This window comes from Clostridium sp. AF12-41 (genome assembly GCF_003461685.1).
Taxonomy (GTDB): domain Bacteria; phylum Bacillota; class Clostridia; order Lachnospirales; family Lachnospiraceae; genus Otoolea; species Otoolea fessa.
On record NZ_QTXO01000003.1, the window covers coordinates 83,629 to 108,620 of the forward strand.

The window sequence follows — 24,992 nt, forward strand, 5'->3', positions numbered from 1 at the left end:
TTTCATTTTTCACCAGCCGTGTCCAGCGTAAACCAGAACTCCACACCGTTCTCATGGTTCTTCACACCGCACGCCTTATGGTGCATCTCCATGATCGCCTTGACGATCGAAAGCCCGATGCCGCTGCCGCCATATTCCCGCGTTCTCGCTTTATCTACCTTGTAAAACTTCGTCCAGAGGTTCGGAAGCGCTTCGTCCGGGATCGGATTTCCCGTGTTAAACACTTCCACGCAGACCTCTTTTCCATCGCGCCGGCGGTCAATCCGGATCTGAATCTTCTTCTCCCCGCCGCCCACATGATGAATCGCGTTCGTCAGATAATTGGTGATGACTTCCTCTATTTTAAATTCATCGCCCATGACGTAGACCGGTTCCTTCCCGTCAAAATCCACAGTCAGCTCATTCTGCTTAAGCAGCACACCGGAAGAAGAAATCACACTGGCAATCAGCTCCGTCAGGTCAAACCGCTCCACAGACAGCCGTTCTCCGCCAAATTCCAGCGCCGTCAAGGTCAGAAGCTGGCGCACCATCCGATTCATTTTCCCAGCCTCGTCCATGATAACGCCGCAGTAATAATCGCGGTTCTCCTTGTCCTCCGCCATGCCCTCGACGAGTCCTTCCGCATAGCCCTGAATCAGCGCGATCGGCGTCTTTAACTCATGCGACACATTCGCAATGAACTCCTTCCGCATCTCATCGATCTGCACTTTCTCGTCAATATCCTTTTTAAGCTGTGCATTCGCCTCTTTCAGTTCTCCGATCGTTGTCTTGAGGCGCTCCGAAAGCACATTCATGCTGTTTCCAAGCGTATCAATTTCCTCCGTCGAGCGGCGGCTTGTCTCATAGCGGGCATCAAAATCCAGGTTCGACATCTTTTCCGACAGCTCCGACAGCCGTTTGATCGGCATCGTAATGTGCCGGGTAATAAAGTAAATCAGAATACTTCCCGCCAGAATTACCACGATTCCAACAAACATCAGAAACCGGTTTGAGATAGCCGCGCTCTCATGGATGCTCTCCATCGGCATCGTCATGATGAAAATGGTCGCATTATCCGAGAAAAATCCCCAGCTTTCCAGATAAAACGTCTTGCTGAGCGGGTCAAACGTCTTCTGAATCATGTAGTTGTCATATTCCCGCAATACATCCCGCTTCGCCCCCGCATGACCGACGATATAGCGCCGCACCCGGTCACGCATGACTTCCACATCCCGCGCCGAGGAGACGAGTGTCTGGTCACTCTCGCTGTCATATAAAAGCAGGGAAATATTCGACCGGTCACGCAGCTCGCGGATCACATTTGCCAGCCGGACACCGCCGCTCGAAGCTTCCTCCCCATCCAGTGCATCCGCCGATGCATCCTCCGAGTCATCCTCCAGCACCACCGTGTCACCTTCCGCATATTCACCCAGCGCATCCTGTGTCTCATCGCCAGCCCTATCACCGGTTCCATTTTTACCAGACTGAGCCGAACCGCCATCTGCACTGTCCATATCAGAACTTCCATCTTTCGACTTCTGGTACTCTTTCCAACCCGAATTCAGCTCCGCCTGTGCGTCCTCCAGCGAACTCTCGCCATTCCGGACCTCATCCTGGATAATCGCGTCAATCGCCCGATATCCCTTTTCCAGCGTATGAATCTTATAATTCTGGTAATATCCGGACAGAAACCAGTTATTGATACACCAGATAAGCGCGATTGCAACCGTCATCAACCCGGCAAATATGATTGTAAATTTCCATCGGACCGAACGTTTCATTCGCTTACCTCAAATTTGTAGCCCATGCCCCAGATCGTCTTGATGTACTCGCCTTTCTCGCCCAGCTTACTCCGTAGCTTCTTCACGTGCGTATCGATCGTCCGCGCATCGCCGAAATAATCATAATTCCATACATTATTCAGAATTTTTTCTCTCGAAAGCGCAATTCCCTGATTCTCTGCAAAATACGTCATCAGCTCAAATTCCTTGTAGCTTAAATCCACCGGTTTTCCATCCACGCTGACCTGATGTGCCGTCTTATCAATGTGGATGCCGCCCACATCGATCACATCCTGGCTGCCGCCGTTGCTGCGGCGCAGGATCGCCTCCACACGTGCAACCAGGATCTTCGGACTGAACGGTTTGGAAATATACTCATCCACGCCCAGATTAAAGCCCTGCAGCTCGTCGCTCTCCTCGCCTCTCGCCGTCAGCATGATGATCGGCACCTGCGAATACTTGCGGATCGTCTTCACAACCTCCCAGCCGTCCATCTTCGGCATCATCACATCCAGAAGAATCAGCGCAATGTCCTTCTGCTGGAAAAACAGATCCACCGCCTCCTCGCCGTCCCCGGCTTCCAGCACCTGATACCCTTTAATCGAAAGGAAGTCCTTCACCAGCTTCCGCATCCTCGCCTCATCGTCCACGACCAGTATTTTAATCTTATCCATAAAATCTTCACCTCATTTATTTTACTCTGCCGTGTATGACAGAACCTCTTTCCACGCTGTCATATCCTGATTACATTCTCAATCTGTCTGTATTTTAACAGATTCGGATGGGAGATTCCATAGGTTCACAAAAGATTCATAGTTTCTACCACATATAGAAAAGAGAGTCCTTTTCCATCCTCCTGGGCTCCCCAATGCGAGCAATTTATATATTCAGTTGCCAAGGACAAATGGAACTTTTTCATCTCACACGCAAAACAGGACTGTCCGACAAAATCCAGTATTTCCCTGCATTTCTCATCCAGCCCTGTTTGCTTTCTATTTCACAGTCTTCTCAGGCTGTTCCATATCTTACATTTTATTCTTCGGTTTTCTCCGCCTCTTCGCTCTCAACCACGCCAATCGAAAGATCCTGCAGCTGTTTCGGATCAACCTGAGACGGTGCTTCCATCATCAGGCAGGAAGCATCTTTTACCTTCGGGAATGCGATGACGTCGCGGATGCTGTCTGCGCCAACCATCAGCATAACCATACGGTCCATACCGTAAGCCAGACCAGCGTGCGGCGGTACTCCGTATTTGAATGCGTCTAACAGGAAACCAAACTGCTCCTGTGCCTTTTCTTTCGTAAATCCAAGTACCTCAAACATCTTCTCCTGGATGTCTGCCTGATGGATACGGACAGAACCGCCGCCCATCTCGGTACCGTTCAGGACGATATCATATGCTTTTGCACGTACCTTGCCCGGATCGGTGTCGATCAGCGGAAGATCCTCTTCCATCGGCATGGTAAATGGATGGTGCATAGCTACGTAGCGATCCTCTTCCTCTGAATATTCAAGCAGCGGGAACTCGGTTACCCACAGGAACTTGAAATCATCCTTCTTTAAGAGGTCAAGCTGTCTAGCGATCTCCAGACGTAAGTTTCCAAGTACATCAAATACAACTTTATCCTTGTCAGCTGCGAACAGAAGCAGATCGCCCGGCTTACCGCCCATAGCAGCCACCAGTGCATCCAGCTCTTCCGGCTTCATGAACTTGGAGAAGGAGCACTTGTAGGTACCGTCCTCATGGATTGCCAGATATGCAAGACCTTTTGCACCAAAGCCTTTTGCGTACTCAACCAGCGCATCGATCTTCTTTCTCGGCATAGCGCCCTGTCCTTCTGCGTTGATACCGCGGACAGAGCCGCCATTTTCCAGTGCACTCTTAAATACAACGAACTCGCAGTCTTTTACTACATCCGATACGTTTTTCAGCTCCATGCCGAAACGCAGATCCGGCTTATCGGAACCGAAACGATCCATTGCCTCGCGCCAGGTCATACGCTGGATCGGAAGCTGCAGATCGTAATTGCAGATCTCCTTGAAGAGCTTCTTTAACAGACGCTCATTGACATCCAGAACGTCCTCAACGTCAACGAAGGAAAGCTCCATATCGATCTGGGTAAACTCAGGCTGACGATCGGCTCTTAAGTCCTCGTCACGATAGCAGCGTGCCAGCTGGAAGTAGCGGTCATATCCAGAACACATCAGAAGCTGTTTTAACAGCTGCGGAGACTGCGGCAGTGCATAGAAGCTGCCCGGATGTACACGGCTCGGTACCAGATAGTCTCTCGCGCCCTCCGGAGTACTTTTAATCAGAGTCGGAGTCTCAATCTCAAGGAAGCCTTCCTCTGCTAAGAATGCACGGGTCAGGATAGCCACGCGGCTTCTTGTCATCAGGTTTCTCTGGATATCCGGACGTCTCAGATCCAGGTAACGGTATTTCAGGCGAAGATCCTCTTTGGTTTTGGAGTTCTCCTCGATCGGGAACGGCGGTGTCTCAGACTCTGCCAAAATGCGGAGGTAATCCGCGCGGATCTCAATCGCACCTGTCTTTAAGTTTTCATTTACTGCACCGGAACGTGCCTCTACGCGTCCGGTTACAGCGATAACGAACTCGCTTCTCAGCTTTTCTGCCTTTGCAAAGCTCTCAGCGCCGCAGTCAGCTTCCTCGAAGATCAGCTGCAGGATACCGGAACGATCCCGCAGATCCACGAAAATAATGCCGCCTTTATTTCTGCTCTTCTGAACCCAGCCCATAACGGTTACTTTCTCACCGATATTGGCAGTTCCCAGCTCGGTACAGCGATGGGAACGTTTCAGTCCTGCCATAGATTCTGCCATGATAGTATTTCCTCCGTTTATTATAGTTTTATCTGAAAAATTCAAAAACTGAATCACTTCAAACTGTCTTTGTAAAATTCCACGATCTCCTCGTAGCCGTCCTTCGCCAGCTGCTCCTTCTGGAATTTCTTGTTCTTGTTCATCTGTGCGACTGCCACGCGGGTGCCGTTAGCGCGCTCTTCCTGTGCTTTCTTTAAGACGGCACGGAACTGCTCGCCGCTTAAACCTTTCTCATACAGGAATGCTTTCTTGCCGGCTGCCTCCGGTACTTTGAAACCGGAATCCATCAGGATCGTGATGATACGCTCAAAACCGATGGAAAATCCGCACGCCGGTGTATCGACGCCGGTAAATTTGCCGATCAGCTTGTCGTAACGTCCGCCGCCTGCAACCGAGCCGCCGAAGCCTTCCATGGAAACCTCAAAAATCGTTCCGGTATAGTAGCCCATGCCGCGCACCAGCGTCGGGTCAAATTCAAGACCGAATTCGATGTCTGCAACCGCTTTAACTGTCTCCATGATCGTTGCCAGATTCTCTGCCTTTGCCGGATCCATCACGCCGGAGAGCTTCTCGCCCAGCGCGCGGACGCCTGCCGCATCGTTCTGAATCTCTGCCAGAAGTCCGGTGTATTTCTCAACCGCCTCTGGCGCATAACCTTCTGCAAGCAGCTCTTCGCGGACACCGTCCAGACCGATCTTATCCATCTTATCGAGAATGATAAATACCTTATCGGTCTCATTTTCCGGAAATCCGCTGTAATCTGCCATGCCCTTTAAGATCGCACGGTCATTGACGCGGACAGTGTATGCCTTGTCCGGGCAGATGCGCTTCAGCGCCTTGGTAAGCGCCAGAATCTCCTCGATCTCAGCCAGGTTTGTCGCATCACCTAAAATATCGATATCACACTGTACAAACTGACGGAAACGTCCCTTCTGCGGACGATCGGCACGCCATACGCTTCCGACCTGCAGCGCCTTGAACGGCGCTGATAAATTAGCAGAATTGTTTGCATAATAACGGCTGAGCGGCAGAGTTAAGTCATAGCGGAGACCACCGTCTACGACATCTGCCTCTGTCTGTGCTGCCTCGACGTTCAGCTTCTCGCCTCTCTTTAAAATCTTGAAGATCAGCTTCTCATTGTCGCCGCCCTGCTTGCTGGTCAGGTTCTCAATGTGCTCCACGCACGGAGTCTCGATCGCCGAGAAGCCGTATCCGCGGTAGGTATCTTTGATGATATTCAGCACATAATCCCGGATCTCCATCTCGCCCGGAAGAATGTCCTTCATGCCTGTAACTGGTTTTTTCTTTAAAGCCATGTGTCAAACTCCTTCTATGTCTTTCTGCAACCATATTTCCCGCGCAAAGAAAACTTCACTTTTCCATGCTGGAAACTGGATTTTTATGTTTCTCTGTTACAAAGTGTTTTTCTGCATCTGACACCCTGTATCTGTGAATTTTTCGTTTTTACTCTCTTCGTCCAAGCAGCTTCTCTTTCCGCCCGATCATCTCATCGATCCGGTCGATATACTGCTCAACTTCCTTGACGTTCTCCGCCCTCTCAATCCGGTTTTCTGCCGGGAAATAAACCTTGGTGGTCGTTCCCGCACCGCAGGCGGCGATCGTCTGTTTTTCTTCCATAATCAATATATTATAGAGACATTCCTTGCCCGGAACCGCATAACCGACATTTTCAAAATTGCCCGCCATATTTTTCTGGCGGTAGAGATAGTACGGTTTCAGTCCCATCTCCTCGGCATACTGCGCGGTCAGGTCAATCATCTCCTGTGTATTGACAATCTTCAGATTTCCGTAGCGCTCCTTATAGATATTCAGGCGCGCCGCGCGCTTGATCGCCAGCGAATGCACCGTCACGCTGTCCGGTCTGAGTGCCTTGATCTCCTCCATTGTCTGGCGGACATCGTCGATCGTCTCCTCCGGCAGACCCACGATCAGGTCCATATTGATATTGTCAAATCCCAACTCCCGCGCCAGCAGGAATTTTTCCTTCACATCCTCCACCGTATGACGGCGTCCGATGAGGTCAAGCGTCGCCTGCTTCATCGTCTGCGGATTGATGGAAATACGGGAAATGCCGTGATTCCGGAGCACCTGCAGCTTTTCGCGCGTGATGCTGTCCGGACGTCCCGACTCAACGGTAAATTCAACTGCCTGTTCCACCGGGAATAATTCTTCCACCTTTGTCAGGATCTCATCCAGATCCTGCGGATTTAACGAGGTCGGTGTGCCGCCTCCAAAATAGATGGTCGAAAGCGGGCGATCCTTCATCTGCTCCGCCACATATTCCATTTCCTTAAAAAGCGCCTCTTTGTAGAGGTCCATCCGTTTTTCCCATTTCACAATCGGAAACGACGTAAACGAACAGTACAGGCAGGTTGTCGGACAGAACGGGATTCCCACATACAGGCTGTACCCATTCTCATAATCGATCGTGGACAGCAGGCGTCTCTCGCGCTCCGCCACGTCGATGCTCAGATCGATCTTTTCCTTGCTGGTGAAATACGTCTCGCGCATATAGGTCTCGATCTGCTCGTCCGTCCAGCCATCATACAGCTTCGTGAGCGCAATCTTCGTCGGACGGATGCCGGTAAGCGTCCCCCACGGAAGCTCTCTGCCGGTCTGGGCACTCAAAAGACGGTATAACGTCTGTTTGATCTCATTTTTCGTCTCAAAACGGTTGGAAAAATCCGGATAAATCAAAGCAAAGTGAACAGCTTCTTTCTTCACCGGCGTCACATCCAGTGAAAACGAGTTTCCGTCCCGTACTCCCCGCACAATCAGATCCGCCTCCCCGGCTTCCTCTTCCTTGTGCGTAAATGTCTCGCCCGGATAAAATGCCATCAGGAGCTCACGGATATCCTGTTCAAAGGACGCGTCATTTAACAAAATCGCTATCATGCTTCGCGCCCCCTGTATCCCGCCAGCGGATTGTACTGTTTTTCGTCGGCGATCGTCGTATATCCCATATGTCCCGGATATACATTCGTATCATCCGGCAGGTTCAGAAGGATATCTGCCACCGAATGAATCATCTGACGTCCGCTTCCAGTCGGGAAATCGATGCGTCCGTAAGAACCTTCAAATAAGGTATCTCCCGAAAACAGCACCTTCTCTGATTTTACATAATAACAACAGGAACCTTCCGTATGCCCCGGTGTATGAAGCATCTGGAACGTGTAGCCCGCTGCCTCGAACGTCTCTCCATCCTTCAAAAGCATATCCGCTTTCAGATGCAGACCGCCGCCCTGAAACTGGACGGACAGGTTCTTATCCGGATCCGCCAAGACCGCCTGCTCCTGCTCACAGGCATAGACCGGCACGCCCAGATCCCGTCTCAGCTCTTCCATCGCCGTCACATGGTCAAAATGTCCATGAGTCAGCAGAATCGCCTTTGCCTTCGCTCCGGTCTGCGCCAGTGCATCCTTGATCCGCGCCGCCTCATCGCCCGGATCGACAATCACAGCTTCTTTCGTCTCCGGATGCACCGCAATATAACAGTTCGTCTGGACCATTCCCACGATCAGCCGTTTTATCTCCATCTTTTCCTCCTAATAATATGTGAAACTTTCACAGGGTGTACGTACCTGTGAAATATAGAGAGAACCGCTTATCCGGCAGTTCTCTCTATATCTAATACTCCTTCAATCTGTCTGAGTTTATCAGATAATTTATTTAATTCCTCAATTCCGTGGATATCGAACGTCATGACGATCGTCGCCTTGCCCTGCTTGCTTGTCCGCACATTCATCGAGGTAATGTCGATCTGGCGCTCGGTAAATACCTTGGAAATATCCACAAACATGCCGATGCGGTTGTTCGCATAGATCTTGATTTCGGTGGAGTATTTTTCCGTGCCCGTCTGTGCTTCCGGCTGCTGCCACTCGGCTTCAATCAAGCGCTCACGCTCTTCCTGCGGCAGATTCATCACATTGATGCAGTCCGTCCGGTGGATCGAGATACCGCGTCCCCTTGTGACAAATCCGACGATCTCATCGCCCGGAACCGGGCTGCAGCACTTCGAAAAACGAACCGCCAGATCGTGGATTCCCTTGACAACGATACCACTCTTCGACTTCCCGGCTGCGATCACCGGAACCTTGTTTCCATCCGACGCCATGTTATCGAGGATCGTCGTGTCGGTTACTTCCTTCTTTAACTTCTTGTTGCGCTCATCCAGCATCTTGTTGATGACCTGTCCCTCTTTGAGGGCGCCATGTCCGATCGATGCCAGAACGGAATCCCAGTCACGGTACGCATAGCGCTTCATGACCTTTTCCATATATTCCGGTTTATTTAACTCTGAATAATTGATGTCCTTCGCCTTACAATATTTATCCAGAAGCGCACGGCCGCGCAGGATATTGTCCTCTTTCAGCTCGCTCTTGAACCACTGGTTGATCTTATTCTTCGCCTGTGTGCTCTTAACCAGTTTCAGCCAGTCGCGGCTCGGTCCCTTGGAATTCTGGGAGGTAATAATCTCGACACGGTCACCATTTTTAATGACATAATCGATGTTGACCAGTTTTCCGTTGACACGGGCACCAACCATCTTGTTGCCGACCGCACTGTGGATCGAATACGCAAAATCGATCGGGGTGGAACCGCTCGGCAGGTTCTTGACATCGCCCGTCGGGGTAAAGCAGTATACATCATCCGTAAAGAGGTCCAGATCACTCTTTAAGAGACTTAAGAACTCTTTATTATCGGACATATCCCGCTGCCATTCCAGGATCTCACGCAGCCAGGAAAGCTTTGCCTCGGCGCTGTCGATCGCCGCCTTGCTGCTGCCGCTCTCCTTATATTTCCAGTGTGCCGCTATACCATACTCAGCGGTACGGTGCATCTCATAGGTGCGGATCTGAATCTCAAACGGCTGTCCGCTGCTGCCAATCAGAGTCGTATGCAGCGACTGGTACATATTCGGTTTCGGCATGGCAATATAATCTTTAAAACGTCCCGGAATCGGTTTGTACATCTCATGGATGACACCGAGCGCCGCATAACAGTCCTTCACGCTCTCCACGATAATCCGGACCGCAAAAATATCATAGATCTGATCCAGCGTCTTGTCCTGGTTTACCATCTTTTTATAGATGCTGAAGAAATGTTTCACACGGCCGTCTACCTTGGCTTCGATGCCCGCATCGTCCATATGTTTCTTGACTTCATCCATAATCTTATGGATAAACGCCTCCCTGGTGTCCTTACGGAGCGCCAGTTTTTCGGACAATTCTTTGTAAACCTCCGGCTGGAGATATTTGAGAGACAAATCATCCAGCTCGGTCTTGATCTTGGAAATACCGAGACGATCAGCAATAGGCGCGTAGATATCCATCGTTTCACGCGCCTTTTCTTTCTGTTTTTCCGGCTTCATATATTGAAGCGTCCGCATATTGTGCAGACGGTCTGCCAGCTTAATCAGGATAACCCGGATGTCCTTCGCCATCGCTAAGAACATCTTACGCAGGTTTTCCGCCTGAATCTCTACTTTATCGATCGTCCACGAGATCTGGGTCAGCTTGGTAACGCCGTCTACTAAAAGTGCTACCTCCTCGCCAAAGATCGCCGTGATCTCCTCCTCTGTCATGACCGTATCTTCCACGACATCGTGCAGGATACCTGCCACCAGAGTCTCTTTATCCAGCTCCAGATCCGCCAGAATGATCGCCACACAGAGCGGATGAATGATATACGGTTCACCTGATTTACGCCTCTGGTCCTTATGTGCGTCATACGCGATCTGGTACGCTTTCTCAATCATGCTGATGTCATCCGACGGATGGTACTTGCGAATGGCGGCAATCAACTCATTATACAGTACCTCCGGACTCGTAAAATCCGCCGGCGCTTCAATTTCCTGATCCAGCTTTTTTATTTTATCCAAATTTCCCATATATGCCTCCTGACCCTTCCGTAGATAACTGAAACGCCTGCCGTTCGGAATCCGGAAAGCGGTTCACGCAAATGAAATAAAATATTATATAGAATACCCCTATTATACGAATATTTGACAAAAAATGCAACGGCAAACTATTTTGTTACTGTTCACGCATACATGCCCAGTAACGGAATTTGCCGTGGCTTCGCATTTAAATACGGCAAATTCCTGCTGTCGCCACGTTTTCTTACGGCACTTTCGGTTCCAAAAGTGCCTACCCGTGAACCGTTATCTATTTCCCCTCATAGGTAATTAGGGCATCCACCGCATATCCGTTCAGTTTTTCGCGTCCCTTTAAGCCTGCCAGCTCCATCACGCAGCAGATTTTTACAACCTCGCCGCCCATCTTCTCGATGAGCTTGACAATCGCCTCGGTCGTTCCGCCGGTTGCGATCAGGTCGTCAACGATAACTACCTTCTGTCCCGGTTTAATGGCATCCTCATGCATCTCCAGAACCGCGCTGCCATACTCCAGATCGTAGCTTACAGATACCGTCTTGCACGGCAGTTTGCCTTTCTTGCGGATCGGCACGAATCCCTTGTGCATCGCATATGCAACCGGCACGCCGAAAATAAACCCGCGGGACTCCGGACCAACCACGATATCATAATCCACACCCTCTAAGGATTTCTGGATTCCGTCGATCGCAAGCTGCAGTCCGTCTGCATCCTGTAAAATCGTAGTAATATCGCGGAAAATGATACCCGGCTCCGGGAAGTCCGGAATGCTTCTTACATATTCTTCCAGCTTTTTCATGATTTTAACCTCTTTTCTATAAATTTTGTATCTCAATTTCTCAGTTTCAAATCGCCATCCGGCTCTTTTTCCACCGTTCTTCTCATTTTTGCAGAAGTTTTCCCCTGCTTCTTCTTCCTTATATACATAGAAGCCACAATCACCACCAGCACAAACAGCGCACCTCCGCTGATCAGCAGTCCCTCATGCAGTCCCTGCGGATAATACCTGAGTTCCACCGTATGGGTTCCCGCCGTCAGTTCCACGCCGGTAAATGCCTTCCAGACCGGACGCGTAATAGCTTCTTTTCCATCCACCGTGACCGTCCAGCCCTCGTCATACGGGATCGTGAGGAACAGCGTTCCGCCCTCGCCCGCGTCGATCGTGCCCTTCATCGCCTCCTCGCCCAATGTTTCCAGTTCAAATGGATGCTGGTTGAGGCGCTCATAGAGCGCACGCAGCCCGGCTTCGTCAAAGCGGTACGCGCTCGCGTCCATGCTTCCGGCACTGTCATTGCTCTCCAGCAGAATCAATGTGCCTGCCTTCACATATCCGGTTTCCACCAGATACCCGCGTTTCAACGTATCAATGCTGCGGCTCTCCCCGCCGACATCCAGTTTAACCGAATCAATCTGACGGTTTGCGACACTTATATAATACTCCCCATCTTCCGGTGCTGTAAAGGAAAAACGATTCCCCTGCTCCTCCCCGTCCGTGAAAATCAGGCACTCCGGCACGCCCAGCACATCCGATAAATCATTCTGGACATCCGCTGGCGAAGAAAGATCGCGCTTCCAGCCCGTTTCTACTATGTCCGGCAGGATAAAGCCGAGCGGCAGCGTCCACGGATTCTCATAGAGGTACGTGTCACCTGAAAATGCATAAAGCGACAGGCGCGGATTGTCCTGCTTGCCCTCATAGAGTGCATATTTGATTGAAAATAACGAATCCACCAGCGGCGTACTTCCCACGATGCTGTACGCGTTCGTCGAACCTTCGCAGCCCATCTGTTTGAAGAAATCCGTCACCCCGGCATTTGCCACCGATGAAAACAGTGATACGGATGGAAAATGCATCCACGCGCCATCATTTTTCGTGCGCGCATTCGTTTTATCAATCCGGTAAAATTCCGTCTTTTTGAGCGGTTCTGTCACCGCTGCAACATCCTGATTGTCTGCCACATAATCAGTCCGGCTCGTCGTCGGAATACTCGTTGCCGCCATATTGGCAAGCGCCTCCACACTTACCAGCGCCATCGCCAGAAGCGCCGCCGTGAACGCGAAATGTTCTTTATTTTGATAGAAATAAAAGACGCCCAGATACAGCAGCAGAAGCACCACTGCCACATACCAGACAACTGGCTCAAACGCATCGTCCGTCACCAGCTTTTCTGCCAGAATCACGTAGCCAATCGCGGCGGATGTCACCCCGGCAAACTGCCGTTTGGATATTTCATCCAGATATAGATACGCCCGGAAACACATCGTCAGCACCAGCGCGATATAGATAAACGACTGGCGGCACGGCAGGCTGTTCGGGTAATGGAAGCCATGCCAGATAAAATTCAGCACATTGAACGAAAAGCTGGCATAGAAAAAGAGCAACAGCACACCGTACACAACCTTTTCCCGGATCGCAATCCGGCGGTTCAGAAAATACAACCCCATGAAAATGTAAACTGCCACGCCGCAGTAGAGGTTCGGCCAATGGTCGAGTCCCGTCTCCACCTGTACATTTCCGATGTGCCGCGCGATCATGTCAAAGATCGGGAAGTAGATTTCCAGTGTGGTCGGAAAATTAAAATCGCCAGACGCCGTACTCTGCAGCGCGGCAATCTCCGGAAGAAGCACCGCAGCCGCCAGCGCACCCGCCAGAAGCGAATACACACCAAACAGGAAAAAGCTGTGCAGACAATCTTTCCATCCCGGCCGTTTCTCCAGAAACAGGAGCGCCACATAGTAAATCACCATGAAGAGGCATATCATAATTGATATATAGTAGTTGGACAGGATTGAAAGTCCCAGCATCAGGCAGTAAAAAAGCCCTTTTTTTTCGCGCACCAGCCGCTCCAGGCCGTGCAGGATCAGCGGCAGCAGCACGATGCAGTCCAGCCACATGATATTCCAGCTATACGCCGCCATATAGCCGGACAGCGCATAGAATACGCCGAAATAGCACGCTCCAAACTTCTGTGAACCCGTGTGCTTTTTCAGATACCACGCCATCGAAAGACCCGCCAGACCGCTCTTGAACACGATCATGTAGGTCATAAATTCGATAATCAGGGACGACGGGCATAACAGCAGCAGCCAGTTAAACGGGCTCGCCAGATAGTACGCATAGAGCGCGGCAAAGTTTACGCCCATGCCGACATCCCAGCTGTAAAGCAGGCTCTCGCCACTTAAAAGCTTATGCCGGAATTCCGAGAAAAACGGCGCATACTGGTGGTACATATCCGTCCGCAAAAAGCTTTCCTGTCCAAACGGAAAAATACCGCGGTATGCAAAAATCAGGATCAAAATCACCACCGGCAGGAAAAATGCCGCCAGGAGATCATCCGACGGACGGAAAACCGCAGCCAGGCGCCCCATTCCGCGGGGTGATTTCTCTGGTTCATCCCACTCATCTAATTCATCTAATTCTTCCTGCTCCCAGTCATCATCATTCAACTCATTAACGACATCTGCTCTGGACTCTGAAAGTTTAGATTTTCTGGCATCTTCTTCCTGTCTCCAGGCAGGCATTCGTTCAGCACGTCTCATATCTGTACAAGCGATCTCCGAATCCACGTCCGCACCTTCCCGCTCGTTCTCATACTCCTCTATTTTCCCCGTTGTTTCCGCTCCCGTAAGCTCCCTGAGTGCTTCTTCCAGTTTACTGGAACTTTCGTCTCGTTCTCTTTGCTCCATCTTCCCTCCATCCAGAATCCTGTTCAGGCGGCGTTTTCTCTACTCTTTCCGGCTTTTCCGGTCTGTCTTCAGCATCCATTTCCGCTGTCATTTCCCCACACAGCCCTATTTCGAGGATTCTTTCTTTTTGAAAATAAATAATTTACTGCAAATATAATTCAGCACCAGCGAGATCGCTGATACCACAATCTTACAGATCATATCCTGTTTGATTCCCATGCCGTCTACCATCACGATCATCGCCACATACGTGAACACCGATGTGAGAATACGGCAGGAGAAAAACGAAGCCATTTCCTTAAGAAGATATACAGGGCGGAAATTGTAGCTTCGAAATACCCAGATCTTGTTTGTCACATATGCAAACAGGATCGCCGCCGCCTGACAGCAGATCGTCGCCATACGGTAGTTCATACCGTTGTGGCGGAAAACCGCATAGGAAATCCAGTCCACCAGCGTCGTCAGGACACCAAATATCAGATACGATATCGTCTCCCTGTTTACAAACTTTCCCCAGAGCAGGGATAATTTTTCCTTTATCATCACTTTTTCTCCGAAAAAAGAATTGTATGGGCAGCGGTCCTTCGACATCCCCATACAATTCCTGTACTTTCTGTAACACACCGGACTCTGATCCGGCAGTTTTATGATTGAAACGTAACTGTCTTCTGCATTTACAGTTACTCCTGCTATTACATTTCCTCTAACAGCTTGTTTACGCTGACCAGCTTCACGCAGAGAGTGAAGAGCTCAGTTGCAATGATCAGATCCTGCAGCGGCGGATAGGACGGAGCAATACGGATGTTGCGGTCTTCCGGATCCTTGCCATATGGATAAGTTGCACCGGCTCCGGTCATAACAACGCCTGCTTTCTTGCACTTCGCAACGATCTCCTTCGCACAGCCGTTCAGGGAATCAAAGGAAATGAAGTAGCCGCCGTGCGGTTTTGTCCAGGTACCAATCTCCAGTCCGCCTAACTCGCGGTCGAGAATGTTCTCAACAGCCTCGAATTTCGGACGCAGGATGTTGGCGTGCTTTCTCATGTGCTCTACCATGCCGTGGATATCCTTGAAGAAACGCACGTGGCGGAGCTGATTCACCTTATCATGACCGATAGTCTGGATCTTTAACTGCTTCTTGATATCGTCCAGGTTGTTGTGGGAAGTTGCGATTGCCGCAATACCAGAACCCGGGAAGGTAATCTTGGAAGTTGAAGAGAATTTGTAAACCATATCCGGGTTACCGGCTTTCTTACATTCTGCCAGAATCTCCAGCACATGATCCTGCTCATCGTCATATAAATGATGGATACCGTATGCATTGTCCCAGTAGATACGGAAATCCGGAGCAGCCGGATGCATGCGTGCCAGACGGCGTACCGTCTGATCGGAGTAGGAATTGCCGGTCGGGTTAGAGTACTTCGGAACGCACCAGATTCCCTTTACGGTCGGGTCGGTTGTCACATACTGCTCTACCAGATCCATATCCGGACCATCTGCGGTCATCGGAATGTTGATCATCTCGATGCCAAAATATTCAGTAATGGAGAAATGTCTGTCATATCCCGGTACCGGACACAGGAATTTAACCTTGTCAAGCTTGCACCACGGGGTATTTCCCATAACGCCATGAGTCACAGAACGGGAGATGGTGTCGTACATTACGTTCAGGCTGGAGTTTCCATAGATAATGATATTGTCAGCCGGAACCTCGATCATATCCGCTAACAGCTCCTTCGCCTCGCTGATACCGTCCAGACCGCCGTAATTGCGGCAGTCTGTCCCATCTTCGCAGGTCAGATCACTGTCGCTGCTCAGTACGTCCATCATTCCCATCGATAAATCAAGCTGCTCTGCACTTGGCTTACCGCGTGACATATCCAGCGTCAGATTCTTGCCCTGAAACTCCCGGTACTGATCGCTCAGATCACGCTTAAGCTCCAGAAGTTCTTCTTTCGTCATCTCGCTATAAGGCTTCATCCTTCAACATCCTCCTTGTTTCTCTTATTTATTTCATCATAATTTCATGGTCTGCTTTTCATCCAGCTCCCCTTGTTCAAGGGTTCGGATCATCTCATCTAAGCATCGTTATAATAATAACATAGGTACAAAGGGCATGACAAGCATTAATTTGTTATGTCAGCACATAAAATTTGTTATATGGTACCGCTTGGTTTTTCCGATTCGGTGCATTTCACGGACAGCAAATTATAATAAAAACATGATGTTCCCCCTTCTTTCATATACTAATGAAAATATATCTTTCAGGTCACATCATGTTCATTCATTTTCCCATGCATTCTGTTCCATCACGTTTCCGGCACATCATTTCCCCGCTGCTGGTTCCCGCCCTGTTTGCCATCTCTTTCTTCGCCGGGCAGACTGCCGCACATTTCCTGCGCCGTCCATCCGGGCACACGGTTTCAGCGCCTGTTATCGCCTGTGGCTCGCTCCCGCCTGCCTTTGATTCCGATTCGATTCCGGTTTCCGCAGATGGAAACTGGGGACTTGGATTTCCCAGTCCAGGGCAGACACCGGTCGGCAATGCCTCCGCCGACACTTTAAAAAACTTTGACGCTTTCTATGTAGGCGATACCTCCAAGCCCGTCATCTATCTGACCTTCGACGCCGGATATGAAAACGGCTGCACACCTGCCATTCTGGAAGCACTGAAAAAACACCATGTCCCGGCAACCTTTTTCGTCGTCGGCAACTATCTCGAAACCAGTCCTGAACTGGTAAAACAGATGATCGCAGAGGGTCACACCGTCGCCAACCACACGTATCACCATCCCGATATGTCCCGCATTTCCGACAAAGCAGCATTTGAAAAGGAGCTGACTGCCCTGGAAACACTCTACCAGTCCGTCACCGGGCAGACAATGAAAAAATATTACCGTCCGCCGCAGGGCAAATACAGTGAATCGAACCTGCAGATGGCAAAGGAGCTCGGCTACAAGACCTTTTTCTGGAGTCTCGCCTATGTGGACTGGATGCAGGATCAGCAGCCATCCAAAGAAGAAGCATTTTCCAAGCTTCTGACGCGCATCCACCCCGGCGCGATCGTCCTTCTGCACAGCACTTCGCAGACCAACGCTCAGATTCTCGATGAACTTCTGGCAAAATGGGAGGAAATGGGGTATCAGTTCGGGCGATTAGATGAATTATAAAATTATACCAGCAGCATTTTCCGGATAAACGAAAGGATCGCGCCTCCGATGCTGCAGAACAGCAGAAATCCGTGGTTCGCATTGATCGCCTCCAGTGCCGCATAGCCGCCGTCTACAATCGGCTGTAAGCTGCCCGCATTCTTCGGCATCAGGTACGCTGCCGGACCGGCTACTAATACCAGAACAAGGATGATTATAAACGGGATAAATCCGCGCCCCGTATCGTATTTTTGCAGCCGTACTTTACCACCCGCGTGCTTGCCTGACAGAATCCACAGGCACCAGATCGCGCCCATCAATACCAGAAATACGCCAATCCCTACATACAGCCCCAGACCATAATTTTCCTCGGTAATCATAGTTCCGATATAGCCCAGATCGTCGCCGCCATACCGAAATGCCTTCGCATTCGCCCAGGTGATTCCCGCCATCAGAAGAAAACTGGCTGCCTGCATCACGCGCGCCATCAGCACAACCACGCCGGTTACTCCGGCTGCCGTCACATCCAGCACGGACGGACCGTCATTTGAGTCACTCTGCGTATGCGCCTCACTGCGCTCCGCCGCCCGTCTGGTGCGCTCTGCCTCCCGGGACTGGCGTTCCAGTTCCCGCTGGTGGCTGCGCTCCATCCGATTTTTCTGACGCTCTGAGCGCTCCCGCTCCGACTCCAGAGCATGAAGGCGTTTTTCCATCTGCTTCTGCTGTTTTGCATCCCGCTTATCCTCTTTCGCGCTGGAAGAAGAACGTCTCGCGCCCTGTCGTCTGCGCGATGCCGCTTCACGGTCGCGGCGGGCATCCTCCTGTGCCTGGGATTGGCAGCGTTCATTGTCGCGGCGCTCTTCCTCACGCTTCTGTGCGTCCTGACTCTGGCTGCTCCGCTTTTCCTGACTGTTTCGTTTCGATCCAGAGCCGGATTCCGCCTTTTTCTCATCCGATTCCATCCGAGCTGGATTCCGCTGTTCTGAATCACCGTCGTCATAGCTATTTTCCGGCTTTCTTCCCACCGTTTCCTGTTCTCGGCGTACTGTATCATTTACAAGCGGAGTTCCGCAGTTACTGCAAAAATTTCCAACTGCCTCCTGTCCGCATTTTGGACACTTCATTCTATTTTCTCCTTCCTCCAAACGATTCTTTCCATCCATTTCCGCACTCATTTCTGGCATTTGAAACGCATGTTAAACAATGTACATTTTTTTTCACACAGCCAGAACTTTATTTCCTGTTTCCCATGCCCAGCTGCCAGAACGCCACTGCACTCGCTGCTGCCACGTTGAGCGAATCCACGCCGTGTGACATCGGGATTTTCACGGTGTAATCGCACGCCGCGATCGTCGATGCCGCCAACCCGTCACCCTCGGTTCCGAGAATGATTGCTAATTTTTGTTCCTGCGAAAGCGCCGGATCCGCGATACTCACGGAACGGTCACTGAGCGCCATCGCCGCCGTGCGAAATCCCAGCTTCTTAAGCGTTTCCATACTGTTCTCCGCCCAGTCGCCCTTCGGAATGTACGTCCACGGCACCTGAAACACTGTTCCCATACTGACACGGCTTGCGCGGCGGTACAGCGGGTCACTGCATCCCGGTGTCAGAAGCACCGCATCCATAAAGAGCGCCGCCGCTGACCGGAAAATCGCCCCCACATTCGTAGGATTTTCTACATTCTCAAGAATCGCGATCTGTCTGGCACCTGCACAGATTTCCTCGATCCCCGGCATTTTCTTCCGTTTCACCGCACACAGCATCCCGCGCGTCAGTTTAAAGCCGGTCAGGCGCGTCAGCACATCAAATGGTGCCGTAAACACAGGCACTCCCGCACACACCGGGCGTTCCAGAATCTCTCGCCCTTCTGTCTCAATATGGCGTTCTTCCATCAGAAAAGAAACCGGCTCATATCCCGCGTCGAGCGCCCGCCCGATGACCTTCGGGCTTTCCGCAATGAAAAGACCTTCCTTTGGTTCATTATAATGAAATAACTGCCCCTCGCTCAGCCGGGCGTAGATATCCAGCTCCGGCGCTTCCAGGGTTGTAATTGAAATATGATTCATTCTGCTTTTCACCTTTTTAATATGGTTTTCATGTTCTATCGAGTATACCACATTTCTTACAAAAAGGAAGTGCTGATTATGGACGCTGACATGAAATCATTCCTCTATTCTGCCGCATTCTATCATCCTCTTTCCGATTCCGTTCCTATTTCCATACAAATCTATCTTCGGCAAAAGATTTGACTTTTTCATCCCTGTTTTCCATACCGCCTATCATAACGCTGAACCCCCGCTTTATGTCAATCATCTGGGCAAAGATTTCACACAAAGTTCAGAAATAAAAAATGGGTTCTGACACATCTATGTGGGACTTCCAAAACAAAAAAACAGAACTGTCGACTAAATCAGCTACACAGTTCTGGTTTTTCTGTTACTTATAAGAACAAAAGACTATTGTCAGCCCTATCCTAGCGCCCCGCACACTCCATAATAATCCTCTCACACATCTCATACCCCAGCACTGAACTGTTCAGCGACAGTGTATAATTACTTGCCATCCCCCACTTCTGATCCGTGTAAAAGCGATAATTGCTCATACGGCGCTTATCAATGTCTTCTGTCATTTTGATCGCTTCCTGTTCCGTAACATTGTATAAGCCGCAGATCCGCTTTACCTTCTCCGGTATATTTCCGTGTATAAATACGTTCAGAACGTCATCCCGATCTTTCAGGATAAAGTCCGCATTTCTACCTATTATCACACACTCTTCTCTTTCCGCAATATCCAAAATGATCTTTCTCTGCGCTTCATAGATCATGTCTTCGACGGATCGTCCCATCTGGTCGCGCCCTGAAAACGCATAGGCAAATAACCCCTTCTTGGGTGACAATTCCGCATTCTCCTGGATATACTTCGGTGAAAATCCGGACTGCTCCGCAATCTGTCCGATCATCTCCTTATCGTAGTATTTCACACCCAGTTTCTGCGCCACTTCCATACCGATAAAACGTCCGCCGCTTCCAAACTCCCGGCTGACCGTAATAATTCTTTTTCCCATCATCCTATCCTCTCTCCTTACTCCAAATGTTCCACTTTATTCGTTCTGATTTTCTTCAAAAATCCATATCCCACCAGGCAGGCGGCGAGCTCTGTGATCGGAAACGCCCACCAGATAAGCGAAACACCTGCCTGACCGTTTCTCACAAAGATTGAAAAGATGCCTGCCAACGGCAGAATAATCACAAACTGTCTGAGCAGTGAAATCACCAGCGACTGGATGCCACTGTTGAGCGCCTGATAAATACCCTGATATGCCACATTGATTCCGGCAAAAATAAAGCTGATGGAAATGATTCTCATTGCCCCGATAAAGTATTCTCTGGACGATCCGGCATTAAATAACCCGGCAAACATCCCTGGGAAAACCTCTGTGATTGCCATGCCCACAATCATCAGAACAACCGTATAGAACAGACCATATTTAATTCCATCCAGAATCCGCCTTCTGCTATGCATTCCGTATGCAAACGCGATGATCGGTGTGATGGCGTCGCGCAGACCAAACGCAAGGAACAATACAAACTGCTGTACTTTGTAGAAGAGTCCATACGCCGTCTGGGCGGAAGGATTGAATTTCAAAATCAGGTTCATCACATACACCATAATAGACATGAGCGCCTGCGCGATGATCGCAGGAAGTCCGATCGCGTAGATTTCCCTTATAATTCCGACATCCGGCTTCATATATGTGAAATCATGCTCAAACTCTTTGTTTAACTTCATATGAAAAACAAATAATAAAACCGCCGATATGATCTGCCCGATCACCGTTGCATAGGCAGCGCCCGCAACTCCCATCTCCGGGACAGGTCCAATTCCATAGATCATAATCGGGTCCAGAATGATATTTACCACTGCTCCCAAAACCTGACCGATGGTCGAATAAAACGAACGCCCTGTTGCCTGCAATAATTTTTCAAACAAAGAGAAAAATACGATTCCAAACGAAATCACGCAGCAGATCCGAAGGTACTCCGTTCCCATCGAAATAACCTCCGGATCGACCGTCTGCGACGCGATATATGCGTTTACTCCAAAGAGTCCGAATAACAGACATACCGCATAAATAATCACACCCAGAAACAGGCTGTTTCCGGCTGCCTTTGCAGCTTTTTTATTATTTCCCTGTCCCAGCATCCTCGCAAGAAGCGCATTCGTTCCCACGCCGGTTCCAATTCCCACTGCCACCATCAGCATCTGGATCGGGAACACCAGTGTCAGCGCATTCAGGGCGGCTTCGCTTCCTACCCTCATATTTCCCACAAAGGCGCTGTCCACGATATTGTAGACTGCCTGCAATGCCATCGATAAAATCATCGGTATGCCCATCTGGATCATGAGCTGATTTACCGGCATATCCTTCATCTTGTTGCTTTCTGCCATTTTAAACTAAATCCTCCTTTTTTCCGCATGAAAAAGAATGTGCCTTTTTGTGTAATAGGGAATTCCAAGGAATTTCCTATTACATAAAAAAGTGTGCACCTATCTCATAAGCTGGACTTACGCTGATAGGCAACACACTTTTTAATGGCATTTTTATAAAATTTAATAAAAAATGCACCTTGGCACATTCTTTATGGAATAATAAAAAAAGAGCAGCAAAAACTGGATTTACGCTCGTTTGCTACTCGTTTCGGTATTATTATATTTCCTGTTTTAAAAAAAGTCAAACCAAAAAATCACCTGTCGGAAACAGGAATTCTGGTTATTGGTTCACGGGTAGACACTTTGGGAACCGGCACTCCCACTCTCCGCTTCAACGCCTCAATATACAGTCCCGCAAACCGTCCCGGTGTCACGCGATTGTGGGTAATGTAACCGATCTCCATATAATCGTCCACATCAAGCGGAATCGCTACAATATTCGGTCCGTTCAGTTCCTCATTGATGACACCGCTGCAGATCGTATACCCATTCAGCCCGATCAGAAGATTAAACAGGGTCGCGCGGTCGGACACCAGGATGTCCTTGCGGCTGTCCAGCGTGCTGAGGATCTCCTCGGAGAAATAAAAGGAATTGTGCTCGCCCTGCTCATAGGACAGACGCGGATAAGGTTCCAAATCCGACAGGGTGATAGAACTGCGGCTTGCAAGCGGATTGGCCGCACCGATAAATACATGCGGTTTTGCCATAAAAAGCCGCGTAAATTTGAGGTCGTGTTCCCGCAGCGTCTTGCGGATCACCGTCTCGTTAAAACGGTTCAGATACAGCACGCCAACCTCGCTCCTAAGCTTCGCCACATCCTCAATCAGCTCATACGTCTGCGTCTCGCGGATACGGAAATCGTACTCTTCTCCGCCGTACTCGCGGATCAGATCGACAAACGCCTCAACGGCAAAGGAATAGTGCTGGGTGGAAACACAGAACTGGCGTTTCTGCGGCACAGCGCCAAAATAGCGCTCCTCGATCAGGTTTGCCTGCTCGATCACCTGTCTCGCATACCCCAGAAATTCTTCCCCGTCCGGGGAAATCACCACGCCCTTGTTCGTGCGGGTAAACAGGGAAAATCCAATCTCATGCTCCAGTTCCTTGATCGCCGCCGTGAGGCTCGGCTGTGCAATATAAAGTTTTTTTGCCGCCCCGCTGATGGTTCCGGCTGCCGCCACCTCCACCACGTATTTTAACTGAAGTAATGTCATGCCCTGTTCTCCATTCTTACTGATTTTCTGTCATTTCTTTCTGAACCGCATCTGCCACAGAATTACATCAGACTCAAATCCGCCTCTAACGCACCTAGTCCACAAATTTTTCCGTCTCTTTCAGACGAACCAGCGCTCTCGCCATCGCCGCGCGGGTGCTGTAATACTCGGAAATACTCTGTTTCTGGCGCAGCCGCTCTTTCGCACGCTCTAATGCCTCCTGCGCCCGGATCCGGTCGATCTCCTCCGGTTTCTCGATCGTATCTGCCAGCAACATAACACGGTTGTTGGCGATCTCACAGAAGCCCTGCCCGACGACTGCCGCCTCCCACGGACCGTCCTCTGTCGCCTGGAAACGCATTTCTCCCGCTTTGACTGCCACGATCTCGCTCTCATGGTGCGCCATGACAGCCATCTCACCGTCCACCGCCGGAAGGATCAGACAGTGGCAGACTCCCTCATAGAATGTCCGGTTGCTGGATATGATTTTTACATGAAAATCTGCCATCCGTTCCTACGCCTCCTGTTTCTCTAAAGCCTTCGCCTTTGCCACTACATCCTCGATCGTTCCGACATTGAAGAATGCTGCCTCCGGGTACGCATCCATCTCACCATCCAGAATTGCCTTAAAGCCCTTGACGGTATCCTTTAATGGCACATACTTGCCCGGTACACCGGTAAAGTTCTCCGCCACATGGAACGGCTGGGATAAGAAACGCTGTATCTTTCTTGCGCGGCCGACGGTCAGCTTATCTTCCTCAGACAACTCGTCCATACCCAGAATTGCAATGATATCCTGCAATTCCTTGTATTTCTGCAAAATCTCCTGCACCCGTCTGGCCGTCTCATAGTGTTCTTCTCCGACCACATCCGGTTCCAGAATACGGGACGAGGATTCCAGCGGATCGACCGCCGGGTAGATACCCTGTTCTACGATCTTTCTGGAAAGAACCGTAGTCGCATCCAGATGGGTAAAGGTAGTCGCCGGTGCCGGATCGGTTAAATCATCCGCCGGTACATAGACTGCCTGGATTGAAGTGACCGAACCATCTTTCGTCGAGGCAATCCGCTCCTGCAGCTCGCCCATCTCATTCGCTAACGTTGGCTGATAACCAACCGCCGACGGCATACGCCCAAGCAGCGCTGAAACCTCCGAACCTGCCTGTACATAACGGAAAATATTATCGATAAATAGTAACACATTCCGGTGCATTTTGTCACGGAAATATTCTGCCATCGTAAGCCCGGTCTCTGCAACTCTCATACGAGCTCCCGGCGGCTCGTTCATCTGTCCAAACACGAGCGCTGTCTTTTCCAGAACACCGGATGCCTTCATCTCACTCCAGAGGTCATTGCCCTCACGGGAACGCTCACCGACACCCGTAAAGATAGAATAACCGCCCTGCTCCATCGCAATATTCCGGATCAACTCCTGAATCAGGACTGTTTTTCCGACGCCCGCGCCGCCAAACAGACCGACTTTTCCGCCCTTGGAATACGGCGCCAGAAGATCAATAACCTTGATGCCCGTCTCCAGAATCTCCGCGACCGGGCTCTGATCCTCAAATGGCGGCGGATCCCGGTGAATACACCAGTGCTCCTCACCATCCAGCTTTTGTCCTCCATCTACCGTCTCACCTAAAACATTAAACAAACGTCCAAGCGTCTTTTCGCCAACCGGAACGGAAATGCCTTCTCCCGTCGGTGTTACCTTCATGTCACGGCTCAAGCCCTCGCTTGCCGACAGCATGATGCAGCGGACGATATTATTTCCCATGTGCTTGGCAGCTTCCATCACACACGTCTTTCCCTGATTTTCTACTGTGAGCGCGTCCCGGATCTCCGGAAGGGGACCGCTCTCAAATTTCACATCGACAACCGGACCGGAAACCTGGACAATCTTGCCTTCCGGCAGGCTGGTTTCGGTCTTTTTTGT

19 protein-coding genes are annotated in these 24,992 nt (G+C 50.3%); 1 reads left to right on the forward strand and 18 read right to left on the reverse strand.

All coding sequences use genetic code 11. The features are described 5' to 3' along the window. Nucleotides 1-2: 2 nt before the first annotated feature. The 11 genes from DWV73_RS06325 to DWV73_RS06375 form a co-directional block, all read right to left on the reverse strand. Entirely contained in the window at nt 3-1,760 is a 1,758-nt protein-coding gene (locus tag DWV73_RS06325) for a HAMP domain-containing sensor histidine kinase (protein WP_117796173.1), read from the reverse strand. Further along, on the reverse strand, nt 1,757-2,434 hold the full coding sequence (locus DWV73_RS06330; RefSeq protein WP_022359328.1) for a response regulator transcription factor: 678 nt from the start codon (nt 2,432-2,434) through the stop codon (nt 1,757-1,759). The genes DWV73_RS06325 and DWV73_RS06330 overlap by 4 nt, the downstream gene beginning before the upstream one ends. Before the next feature lie 358 nt (nt 2,435-2,792). Next, nucleotides 2,793-4,601 (reverse strand): aspartate--tRNA ligase, encoded by a 1,809-nt coding sequence (gene aspS / locus DWV73_RS06335; protein ID WP_022359327.1) that lies wholly within the window; start codon nt 4,599-4,601, stop codon nt 2,793-2,795. Between the two features lie 53 nt (nt 4,602-4,654). Further along, complete coding sequence (gene hisS / locus DWV73_RS06340) at nt 4,655-5,917, reverse strand: histidine--tRNA ligase (RefSeq protein ID WP_107000509.1); 1,263 nt, start codon at nt 5,915-5,917, stop codon at nt 4,655-4,657. 148 nt (nt 5,918-6,065) lie between these two features. Next, nucleotides 6,066-7,517 carry a coproporphyrinogen dehydrogenase HemZ gene (gene hemZ / locus DWV73_RS06345; RefSeq protein ID WP_117796174.1) on the reverse strand — a complete coding sequence of 484 codons (1,452 nt, stop codon included), beginning with the start codon at nt 7,515-7,517 and terminating at the stop codon, nt 6,066-6,068. Continuing rightward, nucleotides 7,514-8,158, reverse strand: coding sequence for an MBL fold metallo-hydrolase (locus DWV73_RS06350; protein WP_117796175.1), 645 nt, complete (start codon nt 8,156-8,158; stop codon nt 7,514-7,516). The genes hemZ and DWV73_RS06350 overlap by 4 nt, the downstream gene beginning before the upstream one ends. A 68-nt stretch (nt 8,159-8,226) precedes the next feature. Further along, complete coding sequence (locus DWV73_RS06355; protein WP_022359323.1) at nt 8,227-10,512, reverse strand: bifunctional (p)ppGpp synthetase/guanosine-3',5'-bis(diphosphate) 3'-pyrophosphohydrolase; 2,286 nt, start codon at nt 10,510-10,512, stop codon at nt 8,227-8,229. A 277-nt stretch (nt 10,513-10,789) separates the two neighbouring features. Then, the gene (locus DWV73_RS06360; protein WP_022359322.1) at nt 10,790-11,314 is read right to left on the reverse strand and encodes an adenine phosphoribosyltransferase; all 525 of its coding nucleotides are present in this window, start codon (nt 11,312-11,314) and stop codon (nt 10,790-10,792) included. A 32-nt stretch (nt 11,315-11,346) separates the two neighbouring features. Beyond that, complete coding sequence (locus tag DWV73_RS06365) at nt 11,347-14,202, reverse strand: YfhO family protein (RefSeq protein ID WP_117796176.1); 2,856 nt, start codon at nt 14,200-14,202, stop codon at nt 11,347-11,349. 105 nt (nt 14,203-14,307) lie between these two features. Then, complete coding sequence (locus DWV73_RS06370) at nt 14,308-14,745, reverse strand: GtrA family protein (protein ID WP_117796305.1); 438 nt, start codon at nt 14,743-14,745, stop codon at nt 14,308-14,310. 149 nt (nt 14,746-14,894) lie between these two features. Further along, complete coding sequence (locus tag DWV73_RS06375) at nt 14,895-16,181, reverse strand: aminotransferase class I/II-fold pyridoxal phosphate-dependent enzyme (protein WP_117796177.1); 1,287 nt, start codon at nt 16,179-16,181, stop codon at nt 14,895-14,897. Between the two features lie 314 nt (nt 16,182-16,495). On the opposite strand from DWV73_RS06375, the gene DWV73_RS06380 reads away from it, so the two are divergent. Then, complete coding sequence (locus DWV73_RS06380) at nt 16,496-17,371, forward strand: polysaccharide deacetylase family protein (RefSeq protein WP_117796306.1); 876 nt, start codon at nt 16,496-16,498, stop codon at nt 17,369-17,371. A 2-nt stretch (nt 17,372-17,373) separates the two neighbouring features. Here the strand turns inward: DWV73_RS06380 and DWV73_RS06385 are convergent, their stop codons facing one another. The 7 genes from DWV73_RS06385 to atpD all read right to left on the reverse strand — a co-directional run bounded on the left by DWV73_RS06385 (nt 17,374) and on the right by atpD (nt 24,971). Next, a complete protein-coding gene (locus tag DWV73_RS06385) occupies nt 17,374-18,474 on the reverse strand; it encodes a zinc ribbon domain-containing protein (RefSeq protein ID WP_117796178.1) in 1,101 nt (366 codons plus the stop codon). A 109-nt stretch (nt 18,475-18,583) separates the two neighbouring features. Then, nucleotides 18,584-19,417 (reverse strand): RNA methyltransferase, encoded by an 834-nt coding sequence (locus DWV73_RS06390; protein ID WP_117796179.1) that lies wholly within the window; start codon nt 19,415-19,417, stop codon nt 18,584-18,586. 407 nt (nt 19,418-19,824) lie between these two features. Beyond that, nucleotides 19,825-20,418, reverse strand: a complete 594-nt coding sequence (locus tag DWV73_RS06395; RefSeq protein ID WP_333549888.1) for a cytidylate kinase-like family protein — start codon at nt 20,416-20,418, stop codon at nt 19,825-19,827. A gap of 14 nt (nt 20,419-20,432) precedes the next feature. Next, nucleotides 20,433-21,800, reverse strand: a complete 1,368-nt coding sequence (locus DWV73_RS06400) for an MATE family efflux transporter (protein ID WP_117796180.1) — start codon at nt 21,798-21,800, stop codon at nt 20,433-20,435. Nucleotides 21,801-22,096: 296 nt separating this feature from the next. Further along, entirely contained in the window at nt 22,097-23,056 is a 960-nt protein-coding gene (locus tag DWV73_RS06405; protein WP_107000515.1) for a LysR family transcriptional regulator, read from the reverse strand. A gap of 94 nt (nt 23,057-23,150) precedes the next feature. Beyond that, nucleotides 23,151-23,564 (reverse strand): ATP synthase F1 subunit epsilon, encoded by a 414-nt coding sequence (gene atpC, locus DWV73_RS06410; protein ID WP_022359057.1) that lies wholly within the window; start codon nt 23,562-23,564, stop codon nt 23,151-23,153. A gap of 6 nt (nt 23,565-23,570) precedes the next feature. Then, nucleotides 23,571-24,971, reverse strand: coding sequence for a F0F1 ATP synthase subunit beta (gene atpD, locus DWV73_RS06415; RefSeq protein WP_117796308.1), 1,401 nt, complete (start codon nt 24,969-24,971; stop codon nt 23,571-23,573). Nucleotides 24,972-24,992: the final 21 nt, after the last annotated feature.

Excerpts from the sequence above, each read along its gene's own strand:
- DWV73_RS06325 (WP_117796173.1), bottom strand. The coding sequence starts at position 1,760 with ATGAAACGTTCGGTCCGATGGAAATTTACAATCATATTTGCCGGGTTG.
- DWV73_RS06330 (WP_022359328.1), bottom strand. The coding sequence starts at position 2,434 with ATGGATAAGATTAAAATACTGGTCGTGGACGATGAGGCGAGGATGCGG.
- aspS (WP_022359327.1), bottom strand. The coding sequence starts at position 4,601 with ATGGCAGAATCTATGGCAGGACTGAAACGTTCCCATCGCTGTACCGAG.
- hisS (WP_107000509.1), bottom strand. The coding sequence starts at position 5,917 with ATGGCTTTAAAGAAAAAACCAGTTACAGGCATGAAGGACATTCTTCCG.
- hemZ (WP_117796174.1), bottom strand. The coding sequence starts at position 7,517 with ATGATAGCGATTTTGTTAAATGACGCGTCCTTTGAACAGGATATCCGT.
- DWV73_RS06350 (WP_117796175.1), bottom strand. The coding sequence starts at position 8,158 with ATGGAGATAAAACGGCTGATCGTGGGAATGGTCCAGACGAACTGTTAT.
- DWV73_RS06355 (WP_022359323.1), bottom strand. The coding sequence starts at position 10,512 with ATGGGAAATTTGGATAAAATAAAAAAGCTGGATCAGGAAATTGAAGCG.
- DWV73_RS06360 (WP_022359322.1), bottom strand. The coding sequence starts at position 11,314 with ATGAAAAAGCTGGAAGAATATGTAAGAAGCATTCCGGACTTCCCGGAG.
- DWV73_RS06365 (WP_117796176.1), bottom strand. The coding sequence starts at position 14,202 with ATGGAGCAAAGAGAACGAGACGAAAGTTCCAGTAAACTGGAAGAAGCA.
- DWV73_RS06370 (WP_117796305.1), bottom strand. The coding sequence starts at position 14,745 with ATGATAAAGGAAAAATTATCCCTGCTCTGGGGAAAGTTTGTAAACAGG.
- DWV73_RS06375 (WP_117796177.1), bottom strand. The coding sequence starts at position 16,181 with ATGAAGCCTTATAGCGAGATGACGAAAGAAGAACTTCTGGAGCTTAAG.
- DWV73_RS06380 (WP_117796306.1), top strand. The coding sequence starts at position 16,496 with ATGCATTCTGTTCCATCACGTTTCCGGCACATCATTTCCCCGCTGCTG.
- DWV73_RS06385 (WP_117796178.1), bottom strand. The coding sequence starts at position 18,474 with ATGAAGTGTCCAAAATGCGGACAGGAGGCAGTTGGAAATTTTTGCAGT.
- DWV73_RS06390 (WP_117796179.1), bottom strand. The coding sequence starts at position 19,417 with ATGAATCATATTTCAATTACAACCCTGGAAGCGCCGGAGCTGGATATC.
- DWV73_RS06395 (WP_333549888.1), bottom strand. The coding sequence starts at position 20,418 with ATGATGGGAAAAAGAATTATTACGGTCAGCCGGGAGTTTGGAAGCGGC.
- DWV73_RS06400 (WP_117796180.1), bottom strand. The coding sequence starts at position 21,800 with ATGGCAGAAAGCAACAAGATGAAGGATATGCCGGTAAATCAGCTCATG.
- DWV73_RS06405 (WP_107000515.1), bottom strand. The coding sequence starts at position 23,056 with ATGACATTACTTCAGTTAAAATACGTGGTGGAGGTGGCGGCAGCCGGA.
- atpC (WP_022359057.1), bottom strand. The coding sequence starts at position 23,564 with ATGGCAGATTTTCATGTAAAAATCATATCCAGCAACCGGACATTCTAT.